A 15363-nucleotide genomic window follows, 5' to 3' on the forward strand; every position below is an offset into this window, starting at 1 on the left:
GATAGCACTTTTATACCTTATCTATGAATAGATCCCACGCACTGCTGCTCACCTTCGCCCTGCTGCAGGGCTGCCAAAGCCTGGCCCCGCAGAACGCCGCCGAGCCGCCTGCTGCAGAGGCCGCCAAGGCTGCGCAGGAAAAGCCCGTGGTGTACGGATCGTTCAAGCCGGAAACCCTCTACAGCCTGCTCGTCGCCGAGTTGGCCGGCCAGCGCAACCGTTTCGATATCGCCCTGGCCAACTACGTGGACCAGGCCGAGAAAACCCAGGACCCAGGCGTCTCCGAGCGGGCCTTCCGCATTGCCGAGTACCTTGGTGCCGACGAACCGGCGCTGGATACCGCGCTGATCTGGGCCCGCAACGACCCGGACAACCTCGACGCCCAACGCGCCGCCGCGATCCAGCTGGCGCGTGGCGGGCGCTACGACGAGTCGATGGTGTTCATGGAAAAGGTCCTGCAAGGTAAGGGCGATACCCATTTCGACTTCCTCGCGCTGTCTGCCGCCGAGACCGATCAAAGCACCCGGGACGGCTTGATGCAGAGCTTCGAGCGCCTGTTGGTGAAGTACCCCGAGAACGGCCAACTGATCTTCGGCAAGGCGCTGCTGCTCAATCAGGACGACAAACCGGAGCAAGCGCTGGCTCTGCTGGAGCAGCACCCACCGCAAAATGGCGAAATCGCTCCGATCCTGCTCCGTGCACGCTTGCTGCAAGCCCTCGACCGCGGCCCTGAAGCACTGCCACTGCTGCGCCGAGCAATCCGCGACAACCCGGAAGACAAGCGCTTGCGCCTGACCTACGCGCGCACCTTGGTCGAACAGGACCGCATCGGCGACGCCAAGGCCGAGTTCGAAAGCATGCTCCAGCAGTACCCGGAGGACGACGAACTGCGCTATTCCCTGGCGCTGGTATGCCTGGAAAACAAGGACTGGGACGAGGCCGAAGGCTATCTGCAAGAGCTGGTCGAACGCGACAGCAACGTTGATGCCGCGCACCTTAACCTGGGCCGGATCCGCGAGCAGCGCAACGACCCGCAAGCGGCGCTGCGCGAATACGCACTGGTGGGCCCAGGTGCTGACTACTTGCCGGCGCAACTGCGCCAGGCCGACATCCTCATCGCCAACGGCCGCGGCCGCGAGGCCTCGCGCCTGCTCGCCGAAGCCCGCGAAGCGCAGCCCGACTACGCCATCCAGCTGTACCTGATCGAGGCCGAAAGCTACGGCAACAACGACAAGCCGGCGCAGGCCGACCAAGTACTGCAGCAAGCTATCAAGCGCTACCCGGACGACATCAACCTGCTATATACCCGCGCCATGCTCGCCGAAAAGCGTGACGACCTCGGCCAGATGGAAAAGGACCTGCGCGCAATCATCACCCGCGAGCCGGAAAACGCCATGGCCCTGAATGCTCTCGGCTACACCCTGGCCGACCGCACCACGCGCTATGCCGAAGCCAAAGCCCTGATCGAAAAAGCCCACCAACTGACCCCGGACGACCCTGCCGTGCTCGACAGCCTTGGCTGGGTGAACTATCGCCTGGGCAATCTGGATGAGGCCGAGCGCTACCTGCGCCAGGCGTTGGTGCGCTTCCCCGATCACGAAGTGGCAGCCCACCTGGGCGAAGTGCTCTGGGCCAATGGCAAACGCCGCGAAGCGCGCCAGGTCTGGGCCAAAGCCTTCGAAACCCAACCCGACAGCAGTGTCCTGCGCAAGACCGTCTTGCGCCTGACCGGATCAGAGAATCTCTAAGCCATGTTTTTGCGTCATTGCCTTACCTTTACCCTGATCGCCGTGCTCGCTGGCTGCAGCAGCTTTGGTAGTCGTGAAGCCGTACAGGGCCAGGGCGACCCACAACTGTGGCGTCAACACAAACAACAGCTGAGCAGCCTCGACGGCTGGCAGATCAACGGCAAGGTCGGCATCCGCGCGCCCAAGGACTCCGGCAGCGGCACCTTGTTCTGGCTGCAGCGCCAGGATTACTACGACATCCGCCTGGCTGGCCCGCTCGGCCGCGGTGCGGCGCGTCTGACCGGTCGCCCCGGCGGCGTGGTGCTGGAGGTAGCAAACCAGGGCCGCTATGAAGCGCCAAGCCCGGAAGCCCTTCTCGCCGAACAGCTTGGCTGGGAATTGCCGGTGTCGCATCTGGTCTGGTGGGTGCGCGGCCTGCCCGCCCCCGACAGCAAGAGCCAACTGACTCTCGACCAGGACAGCCGCCTGGCCAGCCTGAACCAGGATGGCTGGCAGGTGCAGTACCTGAGCTACACCGAGCAGAATGGCTACTGGCTGCCAGAGCGAATCAAGCTGCATGGCAAGGACATCGACGTCACCCTGGTGGTCAAAGACTGGCAACCGCGGCAACTGGGGCATTGATCGATGACCACGCTGAGCCTGCCGGCACCGGCCAAGCTGAACCTGTGGCTGCATATCATTGGCCGCCGCGATGACGGTTACCATGAGCTGGAAACCGTGTTTCAGTTTCTTGACCACGCTGACCAGTTGCGCTTTGCCCTGCGCGACGACGATCAGGTGCGCCTGCAGACGGACGTCCCCGGAGTCGACCACGACAGCAACCTGATCGTGCGCGCTGCGCGCCAATTGCAGCAGCAGTCAGGCTGCATTCAAGGTGTGGATATCTGGCTGGAGAAGCTTCTGCCCATGGGCGGCGGCATTGGCGGCGGCAGCTCCGACGCCGCGACCACCCTGCTCGGCCTCAACCATCTGTGGCAACTGGGCTGGGACCTTGATCGCCTGGCTGCGCTGGGACTGAGCCTGGGCGCCGATGTACCGGTGTTCGTGCGCGGCCATGCCGCCTTCGCCCAAGGGGTTGGCGAGCAGCTCACCCCGGTCGATCCGGTCGAGCCGTGGTATGTCGTGCTGGTGCCGCAAGTGTCTGTCAGCACAGCGGAAATTTTTTCACATCCGCAGTTGACACGTGATTCCCTCCCCCTTAAGATGCGCCCCGTTCCCGAGGGAAACAGTCGAAATGACTGCCAACCGGTGGTAGAGCAAAGTTACCCGGAAGTTCGCAATGCGTTGAATCTTCTTGGTAAATATACTGAAGCTCGATTAACCGGCACTGGAAGTTGCGTGTTTGGGGCCTTCCCAAGCAAAGCCGAAGCTGATAAAGTTCTGGCCCTTCTTTCAGAGACTCAAACAGGGTTTGTGGCAAAAGGAAGCAACGTTTCGATGTTGCATCGCAAGCTACAGAGTCTGCTCTAGAAGTCGAGTACACAGTACTCGCAGCAACAGATACAGGGGCGTCGCCAAGCGGTAAGGCAGCAGGTTTTGATCCTGCCATGCGTTGGTTCGAATCCAGCCGCCCCTGCCATTTTCCTATACTCATCCAGGTATACCCTCAGCCTTCAGGTACTGCGCGTGTCCAAGATGATGGTCTTTACGGGGAACGCTAACCCCGATCTGGCTCGACGTGTCGTACGTCAGCTGCATATCCCACTTGGTGATGTTTCTGTCGGTAAGTTCTCCGACGGTGAGATCAGCACTGAGATCAATGAAAACGTCCGCGGTAAAGACGTCTTCATCATTCAGCCGACTTGCGCTCCGACCAACGATAATCTGATGGAACTGGTAGTGATGGCCGACGCCTTCCGCCGCTCCTCAGCCTCCCGAATCACCGCCGTGATTCCTTACTTCGGATACGCCCGCCAGGACCGCCGTCCGCGTTCGGCACGTGTAGCCATCAGCGCCAAGGTTGTCGCTGACATGCTCACTGTCGTGGGTATCGACCGTGTTCTCACTGTCGACCTGCACGCTGACCAGATCCAGGGTTTCTTCGATATCCCGGTCGACAACATCTACGGCTCGCCCGTATTGGTCGACGATATCGAAGACCAGCGTTTCGAGAACCTGATGATCGTCTCCCCAGACATCGGTGGCGTCGTGCGTGCACGGGCTGTTGCCAAGTCGCTGGGTGTCGATCTGGGTATCATCGACAAACGCCGTGAAAAGGCCAATCACTCCGAAGTGATGCACATCATCGGCGACGTCGAAGGGCGCACTTGCATCCTGGTAGACGACATGGTCGACACCGCCGGCACACTGTGCCACGCGGCCAAGGCTCTGAAAGAACACGGCGCTGCCAAGGTTTACGCCTATTGCACGCACCCGGTTCTGTCGGGCCGAGCGATCGAGAACATCGAGAAGTCGGTACTCGACGAGCTGGTGGTGACCAACACCATTCCGCTGTCGGCCGCTGCTCAAGCCTGTGACCGTATCCGCCAGTTGGATATTGCACCGGTTGTCGCTGAAGCGGTTCGCCGCATCAGCAACGAAGAATCGATCAGCGCGATGTTCCGCTAAGCGGAACCCCGTTGACGAAAAGCGCCCCGCCCCGACCCTTATGTCGGGGCGGGGCTTTTTTGCCCACCCCGTTTGGCGCTGGTCGCAAACGCCTGCGGGTGCTGGCTATTTTGGAGAAACAAAATGACTGATTTTACCCTGAACGCAATCAAGCGTACTGACCTGGGGAAAGGTGCGAGCCGCCGCCTGCGTCACACGCAGAGCATCCCTGCCGTCATCTACGGTGGCAACAAAGAAGCTGAGTCCGTGACCTTCGTTCTGAAGGAAATCGCCAAGCTGTTCGAAAACGAAGCTGCCTTCAGCCACGTGATCGAGCTGAACGTTGACGGCGCCAAGCAGAACGTCATCGTCAAGGCTCTGCAGCGTCACCCGGTCAAGCAGTTCATCATGCACGCCGACTTCATCCGTGTTGTCGCTGGCCAGAAACTGACCGCTCAGGTTCCAGTGCACTTCATCAACGAAGAAGCACCGATCAAGAAAGGCGGCGAGATCTCGCACGTTGAAGCTCAGATCGAAGTTTCCTGCGAAGCCAAAGACCTGCCAGAGTTCATCGAAGTTGACCTGGCTAACGCTGAAATCGGCACCATCATCCACCTGTCGGACCTGAAAGCTCCTAAAGGCGTAGAGTTCGTTGCTCTGGCCCACGGTGATGACAAAGCTGTTGCCAACGTTCACGCTCCGCGCGTTGTTGCTGACGCTGAAGAAGGCGCTGCTGAGTAATCTACTCGGCGCGCCGGTGTTGACCGGGTTACAGTGCCCAGCACTGTGACCCACCAACTCCAAGGAAGAGCCCCTACGTGACCGCCATCCAGTTGATCGTCGGCCTGGGTAACCCCGGCCCCGAATACGAACAGACCCGGCATAACGCAGGGGCTCTTTTCGTTGAACGCATTGCCAGCGCCCAGCGGGTTTCACTCACTGCTGATCGCAAATATTTCGGCCTGACGGCAAAATTCAGCCATCAGGGCAACGACGTTCGTCTGTTGATCCCCACCACCTACATGAACCGCAGCGGCCAGTCCGTGGCGGCCTTGGCCAATTTCTTCCGGATCAAACCGGAGGCCATTCTGGTGGCTCACGACGAACTCGACCTGCCTCCGGGCGTCGCCAAACTCAAACGAGGTGGCGGCCATGGTGGGCACAACGGGCTGCGCGACATCATCGCGCAACTCGGCAACCAGAACGACTTCCATCGCCTGCGGCTTGGCATCGGCCACCCAGGTGACGCCAAGCTGGTCTCCAACTTCGTCCTTGGCCGCGCACCGCGCGCCGAACAGGACAAGCTCGACGCCAGCATCGACTTTGCCCTCGGCGTGCTGCCGGACGTGCTCGCCGGCGACTTCGCCAAGGCCATGCGCGAGCTGCACAGCCAGAAGGCCTGATCTCACCAAGAGGGGAATTTCCATGGGTTTCAATTGCGGCATCGTCGGCCTGCCCAACGTCGGCAAGTCCACCCTGTTCAACGCGCTGACCAAGTCCGGCATCGCGGCTGAGAACTTCCCCTTCTGCACCATCGAGCCGAACAGCGGTATCGTGCCGATGCCGGATGCGCGCCTCGCGGCTCTGGCTGAAATCGTCAAGCCGAACCGCATCCTGCCGACCACCATGGAGTTCGTCGACATCGCCGGCCTGGTTGCTGGTGCCTCCAAAGGTGAAGGCCTGGGCAACAAGTTCCTCGCCAACATCCGCGAGACCGACGCCATCGCCCACGTGGTGCGCTGCTTCGAAGACGAGAACGTGATTCACGTCTCCAACAGCGTCGACCCCAAGCGTGACATCGAGATCATCGACCTCGAGCTGATCTTCGCCGACCTCGACAGCTGCGAGAAGCAACTGCAGAAAGTCACCCGCAATGCCAAGGGCGGTGACAAGGAGGCCCTCGCGCAGAAGGCCATCCTCGAGAAGCTGATCCCGCACTTCACTGAAGGCAAACCAGCGCGCAGCCTTATGAAGACCATGGCTGACGACGAGAAGGCCGTGATCCGTGGCTTCCATCTGCTGACCAGCAAGCCGGTGATGTACATCGCCAACGTTGCTGAAGACGGCTTCGACAACAACCCGCACCTTGATGTAGTGCGCGCGATTGCTGAAGAAGAAGGCGCAGTGGTGGTGCCGGTATGCAACAAGATCGAGGCCGAGATTGCCGAGCTCGATGACGGCGAAGAGAAGGACATGTTCCTCGAAGCCCTGGGCCTGGAAGAGCCTGGCCTGAACCGGGTGATTCGCGCCGGTTACGAGCTGCTCAACCTGCAGACCTACTTCACCGCCGGCGTGCAGGAAGTGCGCGCCTGGACCGTGCGCATCGGTGCTACCGCACCGCAGGCGGCTGGCGTGATCCACACCGACTTCGAGAAAGGCTTCATCCGTGCTGAAGTAGTCGCCTATGACGACTTCATCCAGTTCAAAGGTGAGAGCGGCGCCAAGGAAGCAGGCAAGTGGCGCCTGGAAGGTAAGGATTACATCGTCAAAGACGGCGATGTGATGCACTTCCGCTTCAACGTCTGATTGGTTTCAGGTTGATGTGAAAAATCCGATGCCTTGGCGTCGGATTTTTTTTGTGGCGAATTCAACAAGGAAGCAGAGCAGCATGGAACAGCAGATTATTCTTATGCGTCATGGCCAACCGCAACTGGCTGTGACCGGTCGAGTTGCCCTCGGTGATATGCGGAGTTGGATCGAAGACTATGATCGTTCAGTCATCACCCAGGATCCGGCACCTGCTGCCAGCGTGCAGTTGGCGACCGGGTCGCAGGTAGTTGTCTGCAGCAGCGCGCCGCGAGCGCTCAGCTCAGCGCAGGCGCTTGGGGTCGAGCCTGTTGTGGTTGATGCGGTGTTCTGCGAGGCGCAGTTGCCGGGTGGCCGTGGGCGGTTGGCGAAGCTTTCGCCGTTTACCTGGGCGGCTGTGCTGCGGGTGCTCTGGTTGTGCGGCTATTCGGCTGGGGTTGAGTCGGCCAAGGCGGCCGGTGCGCGGGCGGATGACGGGGCTCGGCGGTTGCAGTCGATGGCTGAGGGTGGGCCGGTGTTGTTGGTTGGGCACGGGATCATGAATCGGTTTATTGGCAAGCGGTTGCGGGCTGCAGGCTGGGTGCGGCAGGCGTCCGGTGATAGTGGGTATTGGAGTGCTGTGGTGTATCGGCGTAGCTGAGTGGTTTGCGCCTGCAAGGCCGCCATGGCCAGTGATCAATGACCTGTGGGAGCGGCCTTGTGTCGCGAAAGGGCCGCAAAGCGGCCCCGGCTATCCCGCTCGGTGACCTACTGGCCCTACCACCACAAACACCGATAAGCCCACAGCAACAGTAAGCTACTCCCAAGCCAACCGGCACCTACCCTCACGGTACAACACACAATCCCCATCCCCCAAAATCACTTCACAAATCCCTGAACTAATTATTTCACCCAGCAGATTTTTCCCCCCACCAACCCTGCGCAAACTCCCCCCACCATAATCACAATAACCGTGAGACCACCGCAGTGGACCAGACCCTCCAGGTAAGCCAGGCCGCCGCCGAGCTGGTAGCCGCCTTCGCCAGCAACGACACCGAGCGCTACTTCGCCTGTTTCAGCGAAGATGCAACCTTCGTCTTCCATACCCTCCCCCAGCCGCTGCTCTCGCGCCAGGCCTACCAAGCCCTTTGGCAACAGTGGCAAGAGGAAGGCTTCAAAGTGCTCGATTGCCAATCGAGCAACGCCACCATCTCCCTGCAGGGCGACCTGGCAATCTTCATCCACAGCGTCGCCACCCGCATCACTATCAACGGTGAAGAACAACAACTGGCCGAGCGCGAGACCATCCTGTTCCGCCGCCACAACACCCGCTGGCTCGCGTGCCATGAACACCTTTCGAGGGTTTCGCCAGCCTGAGCCAGCGGTAACCCTTGCGGCCCTGCCGCACCTGCCAACGCACCCATAAAAGCGTCCGCGCCTTGCGCCGACCACAACAACCGCGCTGGAGCATCAACATGAGCCACTCGACCGGTATCGAGAGCAATGGCGTCGAGCAAATCCCCGACGCGCAACGCCATGCCACCCCTCTGGACCTGTTCCGCCTGATTTTCGGCGGCGCCAATACCTTTGCCACTGCCGTGCTCGGCAGCTTCCCGGTGCTGTTCGGCCTGTCGTTCCAGGCCGGGTTCTGGGCGATTTTGCTGGGTGTTGGTGTCGGCGCCTTGATTCTTGCCCCGATGGGCCTGTTCGGTGCGCTGAACGGCACCAACAATGCAGTCTCCTCCGGCGCGCACTTCGGCGTGCACGGGCGCATCGTCGGCTCGTTGCTGTCACTGCTGACCGCCGTGGCGTTCTTTTCACTGTCGGTGTGGAGTTCCGGCGATGCATTGGTCGGCGGCGCCAAGCGCCTGGTCGGATTGCCGGAAACCGACGTGACTCTGGGCCTGGCCTACGGCCTGTTCGCGGTGCTGGTGCTGGTGGTGTGCATCTACGGCTTTCGCTTCATGCTGTGGGTCAACAAGATCGCCGTGTGGGCATCGAGCCTGCTGTTTCTGCTGGGCATCTTCGCCTTCGCCGGGCCCTTCGATGCGGGCTACGCGGGTAGCGTCAATGTCGGCCAGGCAGGCTTTTGGGCGGCGTTTGTCGGCGCGGCGATCCTGGCCATGAGCAACCCGGTGTCGTTCGGCGCGTTTCTCGGCGACTGGTCACGCTACATCCCGCGCGAAACGCCAAAAGCGCGGATCATGCTGGCCGTGATTTGCGCCCAGGCCGCCACCTTGATCCCGTTTCTGTTCGGCCTGTGCACGGCCACACTGGTCGCCAGCCAGGCGCCTGACTATATCGCTGTCAACAACTATGTTGGCGGCCTGCTGGCGATTTCGCCGAGCTGGTTCTTCTTGCCGGTGTGCCTGATTGCGGTAATCGGCGGCATGTCGACCGGTACCACCGCGCTGTATGGCACCGGGCTGGACATGTCCAGCGTGTTCCCGCGGCTGCTCAGCCGCGCCGCAGCCACCTTGCTGATTGGCGTGGCAGCAATCGGCTTCATCTTCCTTGGCCGCTTTACCTTCAACCTGGTGCAGAGCGTGTCGACCTTCGCCGTGCTGATCATCACCTGCACCAGCCCGTGGATGGTGATCATGATCCTCGGCCTGATTACCCGTCGTGGCTTCTACCACGCCGATGACCTGCAAGTGTTCACCCGCGGCCAGCGCGGCGGCCACTACTGGTTTCTGCATGGCTGGAACTGGCGCGGCATGGGCGCCTGGCTGCCCAGCGCAGCGCTGGGCCTGTGCTTCGTCAACCTGCCAGGGCAGTTCGTTGGGCCGTTGGGTGAACTGGCCGGCGGTATCGACGTGAGCCTGCCGGTAACTCTCGGCATCGCCGCCCTGCTCTACCTGAGCCTGCTCAGACTGTTCCCCGAACCCGCTGGCGTGTATGGGCCGAACGGCCCGCGCTGGGTGCGCTGCAGAAACAGCGCGCCACAACCGGTAACTTCTGCCGCCGAAATGGCCTGACTGGAATCTGCCCATGAACACGTTCAACTACATCGATGGCTGCTGGGTCGAAGGCCAAGGCACTGACTGCATCACCGTCCACGACCCCGCGCTGGGCGCGCCATTCGCCGAGCTGATGGCCGCCAGCACGGCCCAGGTTGACCTGGCGGTTACCGCCGCGCGACAGGCGCTGCCGGCCTGGAAAGCCACCCCGGCAAGTGAGCGCGCCCGCCTCTTGCACGGCTTCGCCGAGCAGCTGACGGCGCGTCGTGAAGCGTTGGTCGCCCTGCAGATGCGCAACAACGGCAAGCCCCGCCACGAGGCTGAAGTCGACCTCGATGACGCCGTTGCGACCTTCACCTATTACGCAGCGCTGGCCGAGCAATCGCCGGCGAGCAACCGCGAAGTACCCTTGGCAGTGCCAGGCTTCACCTCGCGTACGCGGCTGGAACCGATCGGTGTGGTTGGCTTGATCGTGCCGTGGAACTTCCCGCTGGTCACCAGCGCCTGGAAGCTCGCCCCGGCCCTGGCGGCAGGCTGCACGGTGGTGCTCAAGCCCTCCGAAGTCACGCCACTGGCGGAGCTGGCCTACGGCGAAATCGCCAGTCAGATCGGCCTGCCCGCAGGCGTGCTGAACATCGTCAACGGCAAAGCCGAAACTGGCGCCGCGCTCAGCGGCCACCCCGGCCTGGACAAGCTGTCATTCACCGGCAGCAATGGCGTCGGCAGCCAGGTCATGCGTGCCTCGGCGGCGCACTGCCGGCCGCTGTCACTGGAGCTGGGCGGCAAGTCGGCAATCATCGTGTTCGACGACTGCGACGTGCAGCAGGCGGTTGACTGGATCATCGCCGGCATCACCTGGAACGCCGGCCAGATGTGCTCGGCGACCTCACGTCTGTTAGTGCAGGAAGACATCGCCGACGCGCTGCTAAGCCAGCTGCAGAGCGCCCTGACGCAACTGCGGGTGGGTAATCCATCACGCGAAGAGGTCGACATGGGCCCGCTGACCAGCCAGGCGCAGTGGCTGAAGGTGGCGGGTTACTTTGCCAGTGCCCGCGATGAAGGTTTGCGCTGTATGGCCGGCGGCAAGGCAGTGGATCGTGATGGCTGGTTTGTCAGCCCGACGCTGTATGTCGATGTGCCCGCGAGCAGCCGCCTGTGGCAGGAAGAGATCTTCGGGCCGGTGCTCTGCGCGCAGCGGTTCAGCACCGAACAGCAGGCAATCGAGCATGCCAATGACAGCCGCTTCGGCTTGGTGGCTACCGTATGCTCCAACGACCTGCAGCGCGCCGAACGGGTCGCCGACAGCCTTGAGGTCGGCCATGTCTGGATCAACTCGGTGCAAGCGGTATTCGTCGAAACGTCCTGGGGCGGTACGAAGGCCAGCGGCATTGGCCGCGAGCTGGGGCCATGGGGGTTGTCGGCCTATCAGGCAGTCAAGCATGTGACCCGCTGCCTGGGCTAGTCGACGCGCCCCTTGGCCGGCAATGGGCGCGCCGCTACCGCGATCAGGCGGGTTCGTCGGCGGGCTTGGGCGCTTCTTGCACCAGCACCATGCTCTGCGGCGAAGACAGCGGAATGTCGGCATCGCGCAACCGGCCGAGCACGGTGAACAGCAGGTCGCTGCGGGTGCCGGAGACCTGCCGCGGGCTGGCCACATAGCCGCTGATGCTCAGCGTCATGCCGCTGGCGGTAAGGTCCTTGAACGTCACCGAGGGTGCCGGCGCATCCAGAATCGCCTCGTGCTCGTGGTACGCCGCCATCAGCAGGTCACGCACCTGATCAGGGTCGGTTTCCAGCGGCAGAGTCAGGGTGATACCCACCACCCCCAGCGCATTGCCCATGGTCACGTTGCGCACGTTCTGCGAGATGAACTGCGAATTCGGCACGATCACCGTCGAACGGTCGGACATCTGGATCTCGGTGGCGCGCACGTTGATCCGGCGGATATCGCCTTCGACGCCAGCCAGGCTGACCCAGTCGCCCACCTTGACCGGGCGCTCGGTGAGCAGGATAAGGCCGGAGATGAAGTTCTGCACGATCTGCTGCAGACCGAAACCGATACCCACCGACAACGCACTGACCACCCAGGTCAGGCTGGTCAGGTTGATGCGCAGGGTCGTCATCACCAGCATCGCCAGGAACAGGAAGCCCAGGTAGCCGACAAGGGTCACCAGCGAGGCACGCATGCCGGCGTCCATGTCGGTCTCGGGCAGCAGCCGCTCGCTCAGCCAGCGCTTGACCACCCGAATGGCGAACAGCCCACCGAGGAACATCGCCACGGCGATGAAAATATCTTGCGGCACGATGTTCAGATTGCCGAGCACCTTGCCGCCGCTGCCGTCCCAATCAGCCAGGCTCATCAGCAGCTCGCTGGGGCTGGTGCCGGACGGCATCAGCGCCAGCAGCGCCGCGAGGAACAGCAGCAGGGTGCGGCCGATGCCAGCCAGAACAGTGCTGGCCTGGGCCTGATGACGCGGCTTCAAGCCGAGCGTCGAAGCCAACGCCAGGCCACCAGGCTGGCGTGGCGAGAGCAGGGTTTCGCAGAGGTCGCCGAATACCGTCACCAGCAGGTAGGCGCAGGTGACGACCACGCTGATCCAGAGCATTTTCGCCGCGAGGAAGTACGCCAAGGTCAGGTAGCCCGCCAGCAATGCCAGCAGGATCAGCAACACCCAGACCACGATCACGAACGGGATCAGCCCGGCGAGGCCGGTTGGTCGCTCGATCTGGTGCTTGCGTCGGGTGCGGCGGTAGCGCACCAAGGCGGCGAAGAACACCAGTGACACCACCAGAGCGGTCAGACCATTGGTGGCAACGGTCAACGCCAGGCTGGTGCCAATCACACTGTTGATCCGCTCCTGGGTCAACAGCACCATCAGCGCTACGGCCAGCACCTTGGGAAACCAGCCCAGCGCGCTGGCCACTTCGTCGGGGATCGGCGGCAGCCGCCAGGACGGCCGCTGCAGCATCAGCATGGCCCGGCCCAGGCCGGTGATGAAGGCACTGAACACCACCAGCGTCAGCACGTGGTTGATCAGGCTGGCGATATCGGCGCCCAGCTCGGCGCTGGTCTCCAGCCCCCAGCGCACCAGCGACACCGAACCCGCAATGGTCGCCAGCGTGGCCAGGCTGACGCCCAGCGCCAGGGCGCTGCGGCGCAGGCGGCCTTCAGGCAACCAACGGACCATCGCATCGGCCAGCAGACGCTCGACCAGCAAACGCGCCAATGTCCATACCAGCAGCGCGGCGACCAGGCTGGCGATGAACAGCCAGCGGTGTTCAGGGCTGAGCGCGCTGGCCAGGGCATCACTGGCCTCGGTCTTCAAGGCCTGCAAGCGGGCGACGTCATCGTCGGTCGGGCGAATCATGCTCGACCAGAACGCCGGGCTCAGCGGGCTGGCGGCGCGGCTGGTGACCTGCGAGTTGAACTGGCTGCGGCGCAGATTGACGATCTGGGTCGACAAGTCACGCGCTGACTGGGTCAGCTGGGTGGCGTTCTTCTGCTCGGCCAGTAGCTTCTTCTTGTCACTGGTGAGCTGCTGACGCTGTCGGGTGATGCTTTCGCCCTCGTCGGGCAGCACATCGCCAAGCACCTTGAGCTGATCATCCAGGCGGCTGATGTCGGTGGTGCGTATGGTGGTCAGCGCATCGGCCTGGCGCTGCACCTGCATGGCCGCCTGGCGCAGCTGCGACAGCTGGTCGTCGTTGGCATTGCTGGTGACCCCCTGGCGGATCTGGTCGAGCCGATCGGTCAACTGCTCCAGGCTGGCGTTTTCCTCCAGCGCCGGCATCTCACCGGCCAGCAGTTGCGATACCGGCGTAGCGCCTGCCGACCAGGCTGGGGTCGCCACCCACATAAGCAGGGCCAGTAACCCCACACACAAACGGTCAAGGCTTACACGGCTCATCAAAATCACCTATAGACAGACTCTGCTGGCGGCGAATTCTACGCCGCTTGCCGGCTTAGGGAAGTGCCGTTTCTCTCTCCAGCAACTGCCGTTTACGCTCAACTCCCCAGCGGTAGCCGCTCAGATCACCGTCACGGCGAACGACCCGGTGACAGGGGATGGCCACGGCGATGCGGTTGGCTGCACAAGCGAGTGCTACCGCCCGCACGGCTTTTGGCGCACCGATGCGCTCGGCGATGTCGGTATAGCTGACGCGCTGGCCTGCCGGGACTTCACGCAGGGCCTGCCAGACCCGCTCCTGAAACGCCGTGCCCTGCACATCCAGCGGCAGGTTAAGGCCCAGTGCGGGTTGTTCAACAAAGCCCACTACCTGTGCGATCAACTGCTCGAAGCGGTTGTCGGCACCGATCAGTTCGGCGTTGGCGAACTGATCCTGCAGGTCATTGAGCAACTGCGCAGGGTCATCGCCAAGAAATATCGCGCAGACACCACGCGCACTCTGCGCCACCAAAATGGCCCCCAGCGCGCACTGACCAACGGCAAAGTAGATGGTCGCGCCTGCACCACGTGCGCGGTACTGCTTGGGCAACATGCCCAGGCGTTGGCCGGCGCCTTCGTAAAAGCGGCTGTTGGAGTTGTAGCCGGCATCGAACAGCGCTTCGGTCACGGTCACTGCCTCGCCTTGCAAGCGCTCGCGCAGGCGCTGCGCGCGAAACGCCGAAGCATAGGCCTTGGGGGTAAGGCCGGTCTCGGCCTTGAACAGGCGGTGCAGATGAAACCGGCTGACCGCGAGCTCGACCGCCAGTTGGTCGAGGCTGGGCAGGGTGTCACTGGTTTCGATCAGGCGGCAGGCGCGCGCAATCAATGCGGTACGCCGGGCGCTGGTAGTGTCGACAGGGTGCATGTCGCAGTCTCCTGGCTGGGATGGGCAAAGCGTGGCAGAGCCTCTGCCAGCGATCACTCCGATTCTTGCGCTTGTTCCACTGGTCAGCCTACCGCACGCCATAGATACCACGCCGCAGCCGTCCGATAGGGGCTCAAGGGTAGTGCCAACGCGCGCATCTGCGCAGGCGTCGGCGCCTTGTCCAGACCCTTGATGCGCCGATAACCCTCGCGCACACCAAAATCATCGACCGGAAGGATATCCGAGCGCTCCAGGCAGTAGATCAGCAGCATCTCTACCGTCCAGCGGCCGACCCCACGCAACGTCACCAGCCGCTCGATCAATTCGTCATCGGCCATACCCAGCGCCTCGGCCCGGCTTGGCACCAGGCCGTCGAGGCGGGCCTGGGCGATGCCCTGCACAGTGGTCAACTTGTTCGCCGAAAAACCACACCCGCGCAGCGCCAACGGAGTGGTCGCCAGCAACTGCTGAGGGCTGGGAAACGCCGCTTCCGGGTATAACGCGAGCATCCGCTGCAAGATCGCCTCGGCCGCGCGCGCGTGCAACTGCTGGTAGGCAATCGCCCGCACCAACGCCTCATAGGGCTCCCGCCCGGGCGTAGCGCGATGCAGGCAAGGGCCTATCGTCGCAACATGGCGGGCCCAGTCAGGATCAATGCTTGCCAGATGAACGCTGGCCTGCTGCAGCCCCGCCGCGCTGAGGTCGGACACAATCATTGGCAAAAACCTGTGTTGAGCCTGATCGCCCATCTTAGCCCAGGCCTTTACCTGAACCCTACTTCACCCATAGAA

Annotated in this window: 13 protein-coding genes, 1 tRNA gene and 1 pseudogene; 12 read left to right on the forward strand and 3 right to left on the reverse strand. The window is 62.6% G+C overall.

Annotated elements, in window-relative coordinates; genetic code table 11:
* Window positions 1–23: 23 nt before the first annotated feature.
* The 12 genes from FW789_RS14695 (at window position 24) to FW789_RS14750 (ending at window position 11222) form a co-directional block, all read left to right on the forward strand.
* Window positions 24–1748: a tetratricopeptide repeat protein gene (locus FW789_RS14695; protein ID WP_446431658.1), complete on the forward strand. Its 1725-nt coding sequence runs from the start codon at window positions 24–26 to the stop codon at window positions 1746–1748.
* Between the two features lie 3 nt (window positions 1749–1751).
* Window positions 1752–2369, forward strand: a complete 618-nt coding sequence (gene lolB / locus FW789_RS14700) for a lipoprotein insertase outer membrane protein LolB (protein ID WP_103436032.1) — start codon at window positions 1752–1754, stop codon at window positions 2367–2369.
* A 3-nt stretch (window positions 2370–2372) separates the two neighbouring features.
* Window positions 2373–3218, forward strand: coding sequence for a 4-(cytidine 5'-diphospho)-2-C-methyl-D-erythritol kinase (gene ispE / locus FW789_RS14705; RefSeq protein WP_103436031.1), 846 nt, complete (start codon window positions 2373–2375; stop codon window positions 3216–3218).
* 34 nt (window positions 3219–3252) lie between these two features.
* Window positions 3253–3327: transfer RNA gene (locus FW789_RS14710), tRNA-Gln, on the forward strand.
* A 47-nt stretch (window positions 3328–3374) separates the two neighbouring features.
* Window positions 3375–4316 carry a ribose-phosphate pyrophosphokinase gene (locus FW789_RS14715; protein WP_099773531.1) on the forward strand — a complete coding sequence of 314 codons (942 nt, stop codon included), beginning with the start codon at window positions 3375–3377 and terminating at the stop codon, window positions 4314–4316.
* Window positions 4317–4439: 123 nt separating this feature from the next.
* Window positions 4440–5036, forward strand: coding sequence for a 50S ribosomal protein L25/general stress protein Ctc (locus FW789_RS14720; protein ID WP_150570046.1), 597 nt, complete (start codon window positions 4440–4442; stop codon window positions 5034–5036).
* 77 nt (window positions 5037–5113) lie between these two features.
* A complete protein-coding gene (pth, locus tag FW789_RS14725) occupies window positions 5114–5698 on the forward strand; it encodes an aminoacyl-tRNA hydrolase (protein WP_103436029.1) in 585 nt (194 codons plus the stop codon).
* Between the two features lie 22 nt (window positions 5699–5720).
* Entirely contained in the window at window positions 5721–6821 is a 1101-nt protein-coding gene (ychF, locus tag FW789_RS14730; protein ID WP_103436028.1) for a redox-regulated ATPase YchF, read from the forward strand.
* Window positions 6822–6903: 82 nt separating this feature from the next.
* Window positions 6904–7461 carry a histidine phosphatase family protein gene (locus tag FW789_RS14735; protein WP_207073611.1) on the forward strand — a complete coding sequence of 186 codons (558 nt, stop codon included), beginning with the start codon at window positions 6904–6906 and terminating at the stop codon, window positions 7459–7461.
* A gap of 326 nt (window positions 7462–7787) precedes the next feature.
* Window positions 7788–8177, forward strand: a complete 390-nt coding sequence (locus tag FW789_RS14740; protein ID WP_446431659.1) for a YybH family protein — start codon at window positions 7788–7790, stop codon at window positions 8175–8177.
* A gap of 98 nt (window positions 8178–8275) precedes the next feature.
* Complete coding sequence (locus tag FW789_RS14745; protein ID WP_446431660.1) at window positions 8276–9778, forward strand: purine-cytosine permease family protein; 1503 nt, start codon at window positions 8276–8278, stop codon at window positions 9776–9778.
* Window positions 9779–9791: 13 nt separating this feature from the next.
* Window positions 9792–11222 (forward strand): aldehyde dehydrogenase family protein, encoded by a 1431-nt coding sequence (locus FW789_RS14750; RefSeq protein ID WP_446431661.1) that lies wholly within the window; start codon window positions 9792–9794, stop codon window positions 11220–11222.
* A 43-nt stretch (window positions 11223–11265) separates the two neighbouring features.
* Here the strand turns inward: FW789_RS14750 and FW789_RS14755 are convergent, their stop codons facing one another.
* The 3 genes and pseudogenes from FW789_RS14755 to FW789_RS14765 all read right to left on the reverse strand — a co-directional run bounded on the left by FW789_RS14755 (window position 11266) and on the right by FW789_RS14765 (window position 15288).
* The gene (locus tag FW789_RS14755; RefSeq protein WP_186701384.1) at window positions 11266–13668 is read right to left on the reverse strand and encodes a DUF3772 domain-containing protein; all 2403 of its coding nucleotides are present in this window, start codon (window positions 13666–13668) and stop codon (window positions 11266–11268) included.
* A 55-nt stretch (window positions 13669–13723) separates the two neighbouring features.
* A pseudogene (ada, locus tag FW789_RS14760) lies at window positions 13724–14527 on the reverse strand (bifunctional DNA-binding transcriptional regulator/O6-methylguanine-DNA methyltransferase Ada); the annotation flags it as partial.
* A 128-nt stretch (window positions 14528–14655) separates the two neighbouring features.
* A complete protein-coding gene (locus tag FW789_RS14765) occupies window positions 14656–15288 on the reverse strand; it encodes a DNA-3-methyladenine glycosylase family protein (RefSeq protein WP_103436021.1) in 633 nt (210 codons plus the stop codon).
* Between the last annotated feature and the right edge of the window lie 75 nt (window positions 15289–15363).

It is taken from the genome of Pseudomonas sp. 1121_17 (genome assembly GCF_052850745.1).